The sequence below is a fragment of the Micromonospora sp. NPDC005298 genome, assembly GCF_040607375.1.
Taxonomy (GTDB): domain Bacteria; phylum Actinomycetota; class Actinomycetes; order Mycobacteriales; family Micromonosporaceae; genus Micromonospora.
Map to the genome: position 1 here is coordinate 71,518 of NZ_JBEXGP010000022.1, position 12,824 is coordinate 84,341.

The window sequence follows — 12,824 nt, forward strand, 5'->3', positions numbered from 1 at the left end:
AACCCCCGGGTGCGGGCCGGCCCCGGCGCCGCGTGGGCGACGCCGGGGCCGGGTACGCGTCAGACGGCGGCGATCAGCAGCGCCGGGCGCTCCACGCAGTCGGCGACGTGCCGCAGGAAGCCGCCGGCCACCCCGCCGTCGCAGACCCGATGGTCGAAGGTGAGGCTGAGCTGGGTCACCTTGCGGACCGCGAGCTGCCCGTCGACGACCCACGGCTTGTCCACGATCCGCCCGACGCCGAGCAGCGCCGCCTCGGGGTGGTTGATGATCGGCGTGGAGCCGTCGACACCGAACACGCCGTAGTTGTTGAGCGTGAACGTGCCGCCGGTGAGCCGGGCCGGCGGGAGGGTGCCCGCCCGCGCCGCGGTGGTGGTCGCCGCCAGCTCGGCGGCCAGTTCGGCGGTGGTGAGCCGCTGGGCGTCGCGCAGCACCGGCACCAGCAGGCCCCGGTCGGTCTGCGCGGCGATGCCCAGGTGCACACCGGCGGACTGGACGATCCGCTGCGCGTCGGTGTCGACGCGGGAGTTGAGCTGGGGGAACCGGCGCAGACCGCTGAGGCAGATCCGGGCCAGCAGGGCCAGGATGCTCACCGGCGCGTCGGGCGTCGCCGCGTTGATCGCCGCCCGTGTCTCCAGCAGCCCGGTGGCGTCCACGTCCACCCAGATCGTCACCTCGGGGATCTCCCGCCGGCTGCGGGACAGCTTGTCGGCGATCACCTTGCGCACACCGGTGAGCGGAATGATCACGTCGTCGTCGCCCTGGGCCGACGGCGCCTGCGGGTCCGGCACGGCGGCGAGCCGGGCCGTCGGCGCGGCCAGCGCCGCCTCCACGTCGGCGCGGCGGATCACCCCGCCCGGTCCGCTGCCGTGCAGCGTGGCGAGGTCGACGCCGTGTTCACGGGCCAGCCGTCGGACGATCGGTGAGATCACCAGGGCGGCCGCTGACCGCGCCGGACCGGTGGGGGCGGTGCCCACGAGGGTGCGCCCCGTCGGCCCGGCGTCGGTGCCTGTCGAGTCGGCGCGGCGGGTGTCGGGCCGGGCGGCCTCCGCCGGGCCGGCGTCGACCGGTTCGGGGGCGAGGGCCAGTCGGGGGCGACGCCGACGCCGGGTGGCGCCGCCGTGGCCGGTGCCGTACCCGATGAGCACGTTTCCGGACCCGGCCCGCTCCTCCTCGCGGTAGGTGGCGTGCCCGGCGGGCTCGTCGCCGCCACCGTCCAGGGGCGCGATGGTGATGAGGGGTTGGCCGACCGGCCGGACCTCGCCGGCCGCGCCGTGCAGGGTGACGACCCGGCCGGCGTACGGGCAGGGCACGTCGACGACCGCCTTGGCGGTCTCCACCTCGACCACGCTCTGGTCGACGGTCACGATGTCGCCCACCGCCACGCGCCACTCGACGATCTCGGCCTCGCTCAGCCCTTCGCCCAGGTCGGGCAGGAGGAAGACCTGCGTCCGCTCGACGGTGGTCACGCCGCCGCCCAACGCGCGTCGGGCTGGTCGTCCCACTGCAACCGGGCCACCGCGTCCAGGACCCGGTCGACGCCGGGCAGGTGGGTGTGCTCCAGCATCGGCGCCGGGTACGGAATGTCCAGCCCGGCGACCCGCAGCACCGGGGCGTGCAACGCGTGGAAGCAGCGCTCCTGCACCCGGGCGGCGATCTCGGCGCCGACACCCGCGAAGCCCGGCGCCTCCTGGATCACCACACAACGGCCGGTACGCCGGACCGAGGCGGCGATGGTGGCGTCGTCGAACGGCACGATCGTGCGCACGTCCACCACCTCCAGGTCCCAGCCCTCCTCGCGGGCGGCCTCGGCGGCCTCCAGCGCGACCGGCACCGCCGGCCCGTACGCCACAAGGGTGGCGTCGCGGCCGGGACGCCGCACGACGGCCCGGCCGAACGGCTCGGTACGCGCCGGCAGCGTCGCGTCGGCGCTGCCGAAGTAGAGCTTCTTGGGCTCCATGAAGACCACCGGGTCGGGGTCGTCGATCGCCTCGCGCAGCAGCGAGTACGCGTCCTCGACTGTCGCCGGGGTGACCACCTTCAGGCCCGGGGTGTGCGCGTAGTACGCCTCGGACGAGTCGCAGTGGTGCTCCACCCCGCCGATGCCGCCGGCGTACGGCACCCGGATGACGATGGGCACGCTGAGCGCTCCCCGGGTGCGGTTGCGCAGCTTGGCCACGTGCGAGGCGATCTGCTCGAACGCCGGGTACGCGAACGCGTCGAACTGCATCTCGACCACCGGCCGCAGCCCGGACATGGCCAGGCCGACGGCGAAGCCGACGATGCCGGCCTCGGCGAGGGGCGTGTCGAAGCAGCGCTTCTCGCCGAAGCGGGCCTGGAGGCCGTCGGTGATCCGGAAGACGCCGCCGAGCTGGCCGACGTCCTCACCGAAGACGACGACCCGGTCGTCGGCGTCGAGGGCGTCGGCGAGCGCGGTGTTGAGCGCCTTCGCCATGGTGGTGGCCATCAGGCGGCACCGTCCTCGTCACTCGCGGCGGCCAGTTCGGCGCGGACCTGTTCACGTTGTTCGATCAGCTGCGGGGTGGGCTCGGCGTAGACGTGGTCGAAGAGGCTCAGCGGATCGACGCTGGGCTGCTCGTTCATCCGCGTACGCAGGTCCGCCGCGTACGCCTCGGCCTGCTCGGCGACCTCGGTGACCGCCGCGTCGTCGAGCACGCTCCGGGCGCGCAGGTAGGTCTCCAGGCGGGCGACCGGGTCGCGGTCACGCCAGGCGTCGACCTCGGCGCCGTCGCGGTAGCGGCTGGCGTCGTCGGCGTTGGTGTGCGGTTCCATCCGGTAGGTGTGCGCCTCGACGAGGAACGGCCCGTTGCCGGCGCGGGCGTGCGCGACCGCGCGGGTGAGCACGGCGAGCACCGCCACCGGGTCGTTGCCGTCGACCTGCTCGCTGGGCACGCCGTAGCCGACGCCCTTGTAGGCCAGCGACGGCGCGGCGGTCTGCCGGGACAGCGGGACGCTGATGGCGTACCTGTTGTTCTGCACGAAGAAGACCACCGGCGCCTTGAACACGGCGGCGAAGTTGATCCCCTCGTGGAAGTCGCCCTCGCTTGTCGCGCCGTCGCCGATGAAGGCCAGCGCCACGGTGTCGCGTCCCTGGTACGCCTCGCCGTGCGCGAGGCCTGCGGCGTGCACGCACTGGGTGGCCAGGGGCGTGCACTGCGGCGCGGTGTGCACCTCGGTCGGGTCGTAGCCGCAGTGCCAGTCTCCGCGCAGCAGGGTGAGCACCTCGACCGGGTCGATGCCCCGGGCAACCAGAGCCATCGACTCGCGGTAGGTGGGGAACACCCAGTCGGTGTCGCGGACCGCGAGCACGGCGGCGACCTGGCACGCCTCCTGGCCCCGGGAGGACGGGTAGACGGCGAGGCGGCCCTGCTTGGTCAGCGCGGTCGCCTGGGTGTCGAAGCGGCGGCCGAGCACCATCCGGCGGTACAGCTCGCGCAGCGCCTCGACGGGTGGCTCCGGATAGTCGGTGCGGGCGGGCAGCGGCGTGCCGGTCGGGTCGAGCAGGCGGACCGGTTCGGCGTCCGGGAGCAGTGGGCGCGCCGGGTCGGGCGGGGTGGCCGCCCGACGGGTACGCGGGGATGCCCTACGGACCGCCTGGGGAGTGGTCGTCACGGCGGAACCTCCTGGGACGTGTGGTGAGCCTATGCTTCCGCTGTCGGATGATTGACTCAAGATCCACCAGGAAGGCGGGACGATTGGCATGGGGAGGGAGCTTCGGTGAGCCAGGAGCCCACAGACGGGGTGAGCCGGGCGAGCGGATCGGGACGATCGGCCCAGCACCTGGACGAGGTCGACAGGCGGATCCTCGACGAGCTGGTCCGCGACGGCCGGACCTCGGTGCGCACCCTGGCCGAACGGATCCACATCTCCCGTACCAACGCCTACGCCCGGGTGGAGCGGTTGCTGCGCGACGGCGTGATCACCGGCTTCCGGGCCCAGGTGGCGCCGGAGGTCGCCGGGCTGGGCACCTCGGCGTACATGGCGTTGACGATCGAGCAGAACACCTGGCGCGAGGTGTCCGCCGAGCTGGCCCGGGTCCGGTACGTCGAGCACGTGGCGCTGCTCAGCGGGGAGCACGACGTACTGGCCCTGGTCCGGGCTCCGGACAACGCGACGCTGCGGTACGTGGTGCTGGACCGGGTGCAGCGCATCGCGGGTGTGCTGTCCACGCGGTCCTGGCTGGTGTTCGAGGAGTTCGAGGGGACACAGAGTCCCTGGCAGTAGGGCCGTGACACGAAGCGGGCAACGATCAGGGATCGGTCATTCGGTCACATTTGCCCCGTACCATCCGCGACGTGGTTATCTCCAGCGACCTCTGGGCATCGGCCAGGACGGCCGTCTCCACCGCGCCACGCCCGGACAGCGGCCCGTCCTTCCGGGCGGACATCGAAGGCATGCGGGCCATCGCCGTGCTGCTGGTGCTCCTCGGTCACGCCGGAGTGCCGTACCTGTCCGGCGGCTTCGTCGGGGTGGACGTGTTCTTCGTGATCTCGGGTTTCCTCATCACCGGCCTGCTGCTGGAGGAACTCGACACCCGGGGACGCCTGTCGCTCGCCAACTTCTACGCCCGACGGGCCAAACGCCTCCTGCCCGCCGCCGCGACGGTGCTCGTCGCCAGTCTGGTGCTGACCTACCTCTTCCTCCCCCGTGGTCGCTGGTCCGCAACCGCCTGGGACGTCATCGCCAGCGCGTGTTACGCGATGAACTGGCGCATGGCGGGGCAGTCCCTCGACTACGTCGCCGTCGACGACGCGCCGAGCATCGCCCAGCACTTCTGGTCCCTCGCCGTCGAGGAGCAGTTCTACCTGGTCTGGCCGCTGCTGCTGCTCGTCCTCGGGTGGGTCGCCCGGCGGCGCGGGCGCGGGCGACGCGGCCTGCACCTGCTCGGGTTGGCCCTGATCGCGGTGCCGTCCTTCGGCTGGGCGCTGTCCGTCTCGCCAACCGACCCGTCGGCGTACTACGTCACCACGACCCGGATGTGGGAGTTGGCCCTCGGCGGCATCGTCGCCGTCACGGCGACCCGGCTCGGTCGGTCTCCCCGCCCGGTGGCCGCACCCCTGGCCTGGGCCGGGCTGGTCGCGGTCGGCGCCTCGGCCGCGCTGATCCACACGGAGGCCGGCTTTCCGGGGTACGCCGCCCTCGGCCCCACCGTCGGTACGGCCGCCGTCATCGCGTTCGGCACGGCCGCCGGCCGCGCCGGTCCCGGGCTGCTGCTCGGCAGGCAGCCGCTACGTCATCTCGGCGGGATGTCGTACTCGCTGTACCTGTGGCACTGGCCGTTGCTGATCGCCGCGCAGGCCCACTTCGGTGATCTCGGCGTCGGGGGCGCGCTCGCCGTCGTCGCCGCCTCGGCGGTCCCCGCCGCGCTGACCCACCACCTCGTCGAGAATCCGATCCGCCGGTCGCGGACCCTCACGTCCCGACCATTCGTCGCGCTGCGGATCGGGGCGGCGTGCACCGGCGTCGCGGCACTGGCCGGCCTCGCGTTCCACCTGGTCGTCCCGTCGACGACCGGCCCGGCTCCCGCGTCGACGGCCGTCCTGGGCCAGGTGCCCGGGGCGGGCGCGCCGGCGGCGCCGGGCGCCGCCGTCCTCGGCGCCTCCCCACGCTCCAGCCGTGCCGGGGTGCCCGTGGACCGGGTCGCGTCGATCATCCCCGACCCGGTGACGGCGGCCCGGGACACGGGGCATCCGCAGGGGTCGACGAGCTGCCACGTGAGCCTGGAGTCGTCGACCCCGACAGCGTGCGTCCACGGCAGGAACGACGCGACGACCCGGCTCGCGCTCGTCGGCGACTCCCACGCCGACCACTGGATACCCGCCCTGCGGGGCGCGGCCGAGACGAACGGCTGGCGGCTCACCACCTACACCAAGTCCGGCTGCCCGTTCCTCACCGCCGAGATCTCCCTGAACCGCCGGCCCTACTCGTCCTGCACCGAGTGGAACAGGAGAGTACGGGCGGAACTGCTCGGCGCGGACCGCCCCGACCTCCTGATCGTCACCAACGCCGAATACCCGGTCCGGGGTGAGAAGGCGTCGGCGTGGCGCTCGACGATGGCCCGCGAGCTGCGCCGGACGTGGAGCGCGATGATCGCCGAGAAACTGCCGGTGGTGGTGCTGCGGGACACGCCGCTGCACCCCCGGAACATGGCCGAATGCGTGTCCGAGCATCCGACCCACCTGACGACCTGCGCCACCTCCCGCGCCGACGCCCTGCGCCTCGGCGGCGGCCCCGCCCAGGAAACGGCGGCCCACGGACTCACCGGCGTACGCCTCATCGACCTGAACGACTGGATCTGCCCGGCGGACCGCTGCGCGCCGGTCATCGGGGGCGTCCTCGTCTGGCGCGACGCGCACCACCTGACCGCCACCTACTCGGCGACCCTCGCGGGTCCGCTGGGGACCGCGCTCACGCCCGCGGTCGCCGGCCTGTGACGACCGCCGCCGGGCTCACCGCTCGGGCGGGGCCTCCAAGCCCTCCCGGTCGGCCAGCTCCAGCAGCGGTTCCAACGAGAACCGGTCGCCGTCCAGACCGGCGTGCGGGTCGCCCCGCTCGGCGAAGCGGGCCGGCACCGACAGCACGTCGAAGTCCTCCGGCCGGGCGTCGTCCAGCTCCGCCCAGTCCAGCGGCGCCGACACCAGCGCCCGGGGCGTGGGCCGGATGGAGTACGCCGAGGCCATCGTGTGGTCCCGCGACATCTGGTTGTAGTCGACGAAGACCGGCCGGTCCCGCTGCTCCCGCCACCAGGTGGTGGTGACCAGGTCCGGCAGTCGGCGCTGCATCTCGCGGCCCAACGCGAGCACAGCCCGACGGCACTCGCCGAAACTCCACCGCGGTTCGATCGATAGGTAGACGTGCAGGCCCCGCCCGCCGGTGGTCTTCGGGTAGCCGGTCAGGCCCAGCTCGGCGAGGAACGCCCGCACCTCCCGGGCCACCGGCACCACCTGCTCGAACCCGACGCCGGGCATCGGGTCCAGGTCGATGCGCAGCTGGTCCGGTCGTTCCACATCGGTGGCGCTGACCGGCCACGGGTGGAAGCGCAGGGTGCCCAGGTTGGCCGCCCAGATGACCACGGCCAGCTCACTGGGCGCGACCTCGTCGGCGGTACGGCCACTGGGGAAGGTGATGTGCGCCGTACGCACCCACTCGGGCGCGCCCGCCGGCAGCCGCTTCTGGTAGAAGGCGTCACCCCGGTTGGTCTGCCGGGTGGCGATCGTCGCGCCCTCGAAGACGCCGCGCGGCCAGCGTTCCAGCATGGTGGGCCGGTCCCGCAGGGCGCGCAGGATGCCGTCGCCCACCGCCAGGAAGTACCGCACCACGTCCAGCTTGGTCAGCCCGCGTTCCGGGAAGTACGGCTTGTCGGGGCTGGAGACGCGGACCAGCCGCTCCCCCACCCGGATCTCCTCCGCCGCCGTGGCCACGCCCCTGAGGGTACGACGCCGGTCAGGTGGTCAGCAGCACACCGGCCAGGATCAGCGGCAGCCCGACGAAGAGAAAGATGCCGACCCCGGTGAGCACGCGCGCGCCGCCGGCCTCCTCGCGTTCCGGTGGGACACCGAAGGCCGAGCGGGCGTCGAGCATGCCGATCCGACTCAGCGTCAGGTCACCGGTCACGCCGGACAGTGCCCCGACCACCATCAACGCGATGCCCAACCGATTCGTGTAGTCGCCGCCGGCGACCGCCACCCAGAGCGCCGCCGCGATCGCGACCACAACCACGGCGATCACGAACAACACAAGCGCTTCCCGCAGACCTCGTACGACCGTCATCGTCCACCCCCGTAGGCGGACATTGTCGCCCGTCTACCCGTCGCGCCGCTGCCCCGAAGCCGACAGCACCGCCCGGCGGCGAACCGACCCGGTACGGCGGGACAGGCGCGCGGTTACCGTCGGCGGCGCCCGGGTAGGGGGTCGGCATGGCGGAACTGGCAACGCTCTGGATCATCCGGCACGGCGAGAGCACCGCGAACGTCGCGGCGACCCACGCCGAGGCCTCGGGCGCGGAGCTGATAGACCTCACCCACCGTGACGCCGACGTGCCACTCTCCCCGACCGGCGAGGACCAGGCGAGGGCGACCGGCCGCTGGCTGGCCGGGCTGCCGGACGCGAAGCGCCCGGACGTGGCGGTGGTGTCGCCGTACCTGCGGGCGGTGCAGACCTCGCGGCTGGCGCTCGCCGGCACCGACATCCCGGTGCACCGCGACGAGCGGCTGCGCGACCGGGAGTTGGGCATCCTCGACGGGCTGACCGGGCACGGGGTACGGCGACGCTACCCGGACGAGGCCGAGCGTCGGACCCGGCTCGGCAAGTTCTACTACCGGCCGCCGGGCGGAGAGTCGTGGACGGACGTGGCGTTACGACTGCGGACGCTGCTGGGCGACCTGCGCCGTGACCACGAGGGTTGCCGGGTGCTGCTCTTCGGCCACGACGCGCTGGTCTTCCTCCTTCGTTATCTGGTGGAGGGGTTGACCGAGGACGAGCTGATGGCGCTCACGCGGCAGCAGGTGATCGCGAACTGCTCGATCACCGAATGGTCCGCGAACGACGACGACCGGCTGGTCCTCAGCATGTTCAACGATGTCGAGCACCTGCACCGGCAGGGCGCCGAAGCCACCAGGGAGGACGAGATCCATGCCGAGCCGGTCTGACGTCAAGGTCATCACGCCGGGGCTGCTGCGCGACTGGGCGCTGCCGGTGCCGGCCGGCGGCAAGGAGAGCCGGGGCACCGTGCTGGTGGTGGGTGGTTCCCGGTTCACCCCGGGCGCCGTCCTGCTCGCCGGGGTGGCCGCCCTGCGCGCCGGCGCCGGGGTGCTCCAGCTCGCCGCCGCCGAGTCCACCGCCGCCACGCTCAGCATCGAGGTGCCCGAGGCGTTGGTGGTCGGGCTGCCCGAGACACCCGACGGCGCGGTCGCCGCCGACCGGGACGGCCAGCTCGGCGAGCTTGTCGCGCAGGCCGACGTGGTGGCCCTCGGCCCCGGCCTGAAGGCGATCGACGAGACGAACCGTCTGCTGAGCCTGGTCATGGACGCCGCCCGGCCGCAGACCTCGCTGGTGCTCGACGCGTACGCGCTCGGCGCCCTCAGCCATGACCCGGCCCTGCTGGTCGGTTCGGGCCGGCCCGTGGTCCTCACCCCCAACGTCACCGAGGCGGGGCACCTGCTGGGCCGCGACCCGGGCGACGACCTGGACGCCGAGGCGGCCGAACTGGCCGTCCGGTACGAGGCGGTGGTGTCGCTGTACGGGCATGTGGCCACGCCTGACGGGCGGGGGTGGCGGGAGGAGAGCGGCGACGCCGGGCTGGGCACCTCCGGCAGCGGTGACGTGCTCGCAGGGCTGCTGGCGGGGCTGCTCTCACGCGGCGCGGACCCCGCGCAGGCGGCCTGCTGGGGCTCGTTCGCGCACGCGGTGAGCGGCCAGCGGTTGATCCCCCGGTACGGCCGGATCGGTTTCCTGGCCCGGGAACTGCTCGACGAGATCCCCCGCACCCTGGCCATGGTCTGATCGGGCGTTTTCTCCTGTTTCCGCTGTTCAACGTCGGGGTACCGGAAGCACACCAGACAAGATTCAGGGAGGTCATACCGGTGTCGAACGATGCCATCGTCCTGCTCAAGGAGGACCACAAGGAGATGCGGCGCCTGTTCAAGGCCTTCCAGGACGCCGAGGAGGGGCCGGCGAGCCAGCGGCAGAAGCTGGTGGACCAGATCCTGGAGGCCCTGACGGTGCACACCTACCTGGAGAACGAGGTGATGTACCCGGAGGTCCGGCGGCTGCTGCCCGACCTGGAGGACGACATCCTCGAGTCGTACGAGGAACACCACGTCGCCGACGTGCTCTGCGCCGAACTGGCGAGCATGAAGGCCGACGACGAACGCTTCAACGCCAAGACGACCGTGCTGATCGAGAACGTGACGCACCACGTCGAGGAGGAAGAGGAGGAGTGGTTCCCGAAGGTGCGCGAGGCGCTGGGCCGCAAGCAGCTCCAGGAGATCGGCGAGAAGATGATCGCGCTGCGGGCGGACGCCCCTCGTACGCCCAGTGACCCGAAGGCGATCAAGAAGGCGATCGACGCGGTGACCGCCTGAACCACACCGCGTACGACGAAGGGCCCGGCGTGCTGCCGGGCCCTCGCCGTGTGCCACCGCGCCCGCGGCCTTTCCGTGGTCAGTCGCCCGAGCCCGGCTCGGCCATCCGGCGGTGCTGCTCGGACTTGAGCTTGTCCGGGATGATCTTGCCGGCGGCGGTCTGCACCTTGTTCAACAGCGAACCCGCCGTGACCGTCTGGTCGCCCCTCATCATCGCGGCGAAGCCCTGGGCGGCGACCTCGGCCGGGTCGTCCTTCTTCCCGGAGCCCACCCGGGTGTCCCGCATGTCGGCCCGGTCGAAGAACGCGGTGTCGGTCGGTCCGGGCATCAGCGCGGTCACCGTGACACCGGTGTCCTTCAGCTCGTTGCGCAGGGCCTCGGCGAAGGACTGCACGAACGACTTCGACGCGTTGTAGACCGCCTGGAACGGCCCCGGCATGGTGGCGGCGATCGACGAGGTGAAGAGCACCCGGCCGGTACCCCGCTCGACCATTGCGGGCAGCAGCCGCTTGGCCAGGTGCACCGTCGAGCGCACGTTCAGGTCGACGATCTCCAACTCGTCGCGCAGCTCGGTGCCCCCGACGAAGGCGCCACCGGCGCCCCGACCGGCGTTGAGCGCCAGCGCGTCCAGCGGACGCCCGGTCGCCGCGACGGCGGCAACCAGGTCCTCCACGCCCTGCTCACGGGCCAGGTCGACGCGGACCGGGCGGATCTGCGGGCCACCGTCGCGGCGCAGCTTCTGTGCCGCCGCGTCGATCCCGTCGTCCGGCGCGGCGATGACCAGGTCGAAGCCGTGCTCGGCGAACTGCGCCGCCAACTCGTACCCGATCCCGCTCGATGCCCCGGTCACGACGGCGAGCGGCCGGTCGGAGGTGGGTGTGGTCATGGTGTCGACTCCCTCACGTGCGGACGGTGACCGCACCGCCCGGTGCGGCAGACACCTACCGAGTGCCCTGCGGCGGGCCGTCCAACCACGTCGGCGGGTCGCGTCCGGAGGTCGGACCGGGGACGCCCGGCCCGGCCCGGTAGGATCTGCTCGGGCCGTTACTGGCGCGTGGGGATGGACAACCATCGGGGAGCGGCCCCGTCACGAGGACGTTTGCCGAGCGCCTGGGCCTTCCCGCACGTCTGTTGGAGGTCGCATGTCGCACAACGCCGAGTCCACCGCATTCCGGAGCGCCCTCGAGGTGATCCGCGCCGTCGAACCGCGGGTGGCCGACGCCATCGGCGCCGAGCTGACCGACCAGCGGGAGTCGCTCAAGCTCATCGCCAGCGAGAACTACGCCTCCCCGGCGACGCTGCTCGCGATGGGCAACTGGTTCAGCGACAAGTACGCCGAGGGCACCGTCGGGCGTCGCTTCTACGCCGGCTGCCAGAACGTCGACACCGTCGAGGCGCTCGCCGCCGAGCACGCCCGGGAGCTGTTCGGCGCCGCGCACGCGTACGTGCAGCCGCACTCGGGCATCGACGCCAACCTGGTCGCCTTCTGGGCGGTGCTGGCCGACCGGGTGGAGTCCCCCGCCCTGAAGAAGGCCCAGGTCCGCCAGGTCAACGACCTCACCGAGGCCGACTGGTTCGCGCTGCGCCGCGAGCTGGGCAACCAGCGGATGCTCGGCATGTCGTTGGACGCCGGCGGTCACCTCACCCACGGTTTCCGGCCGAACATCTCCGGCAAGATGTTCGACCAGCGCAGCTACGGCACCGACCCGGAGACCGGGCTGATCGACTACGACCGGGTGGCCGAGGCCGCCCGCGAGTTCAAGCCGCTGATCCTGGTGGGCGGCTACTCGGCGTACCCCCGGAAGGTGAACTTCCGGATCCTGCGGGAGATCGCCGACTCGGTCGGCGCGACCTTCATGGTCGACATGGCGCACTTCGCCGGCCTGGTGGCGGGCAAGGTCTTCACCGGCGACTTCGACCCGGTGCCGCACGCGCACATCGTCACGACCACCACCCACAAGTCGTTGCGCGGTCCGCGTGGCGGCATGGTGCTCTGCCAGCCGGAGCTGGCCGACCAGGTGGACCGGGGCTGCCCGATGGTGCTCGGTGGCCCGCTGCCGCACGTGATGGCCGCGAAGGCGGTCGCCCTCGCCGAGGCCCGCCGGCCCGACTTCGCCGACTACGCCCAGCGGATCGTGGACAACGCGCAGGCGCTCGCCGACGGGTTGCTGCGCCGGGGCGCGACGCTGGTCACCGGCGGCACCGACAACCACCTGGTGCTCATCGACGTGTCCGGCTACGGGCTCACCGGTCGGCAGGCCGAGCAGGCACTGCTCGACTCCGGCATCGTCACCAACCGCAACTCGGTCCCGCAGGACCCGAACGGCGCCTGGTACACCTCAGGCATCCGGATCGGCACGCCGGCGCTGACCACCCGGGGCCTGGGCACCGCCGAGATGGACCAGACCGCGGAGCTGATCCACACCGTGCTCGCCCAGACGACCGCCGCCGCCAACAGCGACGGCACCCCGTCCAAGGCCAAGTACGCGCTGGACCCGGCCCTGGCCGACAAGGTCGCCCGCCAGGCCACCGACCTGCTGGCCCCCCACCCCCTCTACCCGGGGATCGACCTGGCCTGACCGCACGGTCGCGGCCCGACCCGGGGGGGGGGGGGGCCGGGGGGGGGGGGGGGGGGGGGCCGGGGGGGGGGGGGGGGGGGCACCGGCCGGGGGGGGGGGTATGGGTGGGGGGGGCTGGGGGGTGGGCGCTATTTTTGTTCCGGGG

Annotated in this window: 12 protein-coding genes and 1 riboswitch; of the genes, 6 read left to right on the forward strand and 6 right to left on the reverse strand. The window is 72.8% G+C overall.

Translation table 11 applies throughout. The features are described from left to right. Positions 1-59: 59 nt before the first annotated feature. The 3 genes from ABZS77_RS24540 to pdhA are packed head-to-tail and all read right to left on the reverse strand — an operon-like array spanning position 60 to position 3,663. A complete protein-coding gene (locus ABZS77_RS24540) occupies positions 60-1,478 on the reverse strand; it encodes a dihydrolipoamide acetyltransferase family protein (RefSeq protein ID WP_354827132.1) in 1,419 nt (472 codons plus the stop codon). Then, positions 1,463-2,467: an alpha-ketoacid dehydrogenase subunit beta gene (locus ABZS77_RS24545; RefSeq protein WP_354827135.1), complete on the reverse strand. Its 1,005-nt coding sequence runs from the start codon at positions 2,465-2,467 to the stop codon at positions 1,463-1,465. The genes ABZS77_RS24540 and ABZS77_RS24545 overlap by 16 nt, the downstream gene beginning before the upstream one ends. Continuing rightward, positions 2,464-3,663, reverse strand: coding sequence for a pyruvate dehydrogenase (acetyl-transferring) E1 component subunit alpha (pdhA, locus tag ABZS77_RS24550; RefSeq protein ID WP_354827138.1), 1,200 nt, complete (start codon positions 3,661-3,663; stop codon positions 2,464-2,466). Before pdhA ends, ABZS77_RS24545 begins: the two co-directional genes overlap by 4 nt. Before the next feature lie 96 nt (positions 3,664-3,759). Between pdhA and ABZS77_RS24555 the strand changes: the two genes are divergently transcribed. Together ABZS77_RS24555 and ABZS77_RS24560 are read left to right on the forward strand one after the other, a co-directional pair. Further along, positions 3,760-4,242, forward strand: a complete 483-nt coding sequence (locus ABZS77_RS24555; protein ID WP_354827141.1) for an Lrp/AsnC family transcriptional regulator — start codon at positions 3,760-3,762, stop codon at positions 4,240-4,242. Positions 4,243-4,313: 71 nt separating this feature from the next. Next, on the forward strand, positions 4,314-6,452 hold the full coding sequence (locus tag ABZS77_RS24560; RefSeq protein ID WP_354827106.1) for an acyltransferase family protein: 2,139 nt from the start codon (positions 4,314-4,316) through the stop codon (positions 6,450-6,452). 15 nt (positions 6,453-6,467) lie between these two features. On the opposite strand, the gene ABZS77_RS24565 is transcribed toward ABZS77_RS24560, so the two are convergent. Both ABZS77_RS24565 and ABZS77_RS24570 read right to left on the reverse strand, forming a co-directional pair. Further along, complete coding sequence (locus ABZS77_RS24565; protein WP_354827108.1) at positions 6,468-7,439, reverse strand: DNA primase small subunit domain-containing protein; 972 nt, start codon at positions 7,437-7,439, stop codon at positions 6,468-6,470. A 22-nt stretch (positions 7,440-7,461) separates the two neighbouring features. Next, positions 7,462-7,788 (reverse strand): hypothetical protein, encoded by a 327-nt coding sequence (locus ABZS77_RS24570; RefSeq protein WP_354827111.1) that lies wholly within the window; start codon positions 7,786-7,788, stop codon positions 7,462-7,464. A gap of 146 nt (positions 7,789-7,934) precedes the next feature. Here ABZS77_RS24570 and ABZS77_RS24575 point away from each other — a divergent pair, with 146 nt between their 5' ends. The 3 genes from ABZS77_RS24575 (at position 7,935) to ABZS77_RS24585 (ending at position 10,100) form a co-directional block, all read left to right on the forward strand. Then, positions 7,935-8,666: a histidine phosphatase family protein gene (locus tag ABZS77_RS24575; protein WP_354827113.1), complete on the forward strand. Its 732-nt coding sequence runs from the start codon at positions 7,935-7,937 to the stop codon at positions 8,664-8,666. Next, positions 8,650-9,519: an NAD(P)H-hydrate dehydratase gene (locus tag ABZS77_RS24580; protein WP_354827115.1), complete on the forward strand. Its 870-nt coding sequence runs from the start codon at positions 8,650-8,652 to the stop codon at positions 9,517-9,519. The genes ABZS77_RS24575 and ABZS77_RS24580 overlap by 17 nt, the downstream gene beginning before the upstream one ends. 80 nt (positions 9,520-9,599) lie before the next feature. Next, positions 9,600-10,100 carry a hemerythrin domain-containing protein gene (locus tag ABZS77_RS24585; RefSeq protein WP_354827118.1) on the forward strand — a complete coding sequence of 167 codons (501 nt, stop codon included), beginning with the start codon at positions 9,600-9,602 and terminating at the stop codon, positions 10,098-10,100. Positions 10,101-10,179: 79 nt separating this feature from the next. Here ABZS77_RS24585 and ABZS77_RS24590 read toward each other — a convergent pair whose 3' ends face one another. After that, on the reverse strand, positions 10,180-10,986 hold the full coding sequence (locus tag ABZS77_RS24590) for an SDR family NAD(P)-dependent oxidoreductase (protein WP_354827120.1): 807 nt from the start codon (positions 10,984-10,986) through the stop codon (positions 10,180-10,182). Between the two features lie 147 nt (positions 10,987-11,133). Next, positions 11,134-11,223: riboswitch (ZMP/ZTP riboswitch) on the forward strand. 19 nt (positions 11,224-11,242) lie between these two features. On the opposite strand from ABZS77_RS24590, the gene ABZS77_RS24595 reads away from it, so the two are divergent. Next, positions 11,243-12,679 carry a glycine hydroxymethyltransferase gene (locus tag ABZS77_RS24595; RefSeq protein WP_354827122.1) on the forward strand — a complete coding sequence of 479 codons (1,437 nt, stop codon included), beginning with the start codon at positions 11,243-11,245 and terminating at the stop codon, positions 12,677-12,679. Positions 12,680-12,824 lie beyond the last annotated feature (145 nt).

Excerpts from the sequence above, each read along its gene's own strand:
- ABZS77_RS24570 (WP_354827111.1), bottom strand. The coding sequence starts at position 7,788 with ATGACGGTCGTACGAGGTCTGCGGGAAGCGCTTGTGTTGTTCGTGATC.
- ABZS77_RS24575 (WP_354827113.1), top strand. The coding sequence starts at position 7,935 with ATGGCGGAACTGGCAACGCTCTGGATCATCCGGCACGGCGAGAGCACC.
- ABZS77_RS24580 (WP_354827115.1), top strand. The coding sequence starts at position 8,650 with ATGCCGAGCCGGTCTGACGTCAAGGTCATCACGCCGGGGCTGCTGCGC.
- ABZS77_RS24590 (WP_354827120.1), bottom strand. The coding sequence starts at position 10,986 with ATGACCACACCCACCTCCGACCGGCCGCTCGCCGTCGTGACCGGGGCA.
- ABZS77_RS24595 (WP_354827122.1), top strand. The coding sequence starts at position 11,243 with ATGTCGCACAACGCCGAGTCCACCGCATTCCGGAGCGCCCTCGAGGTG.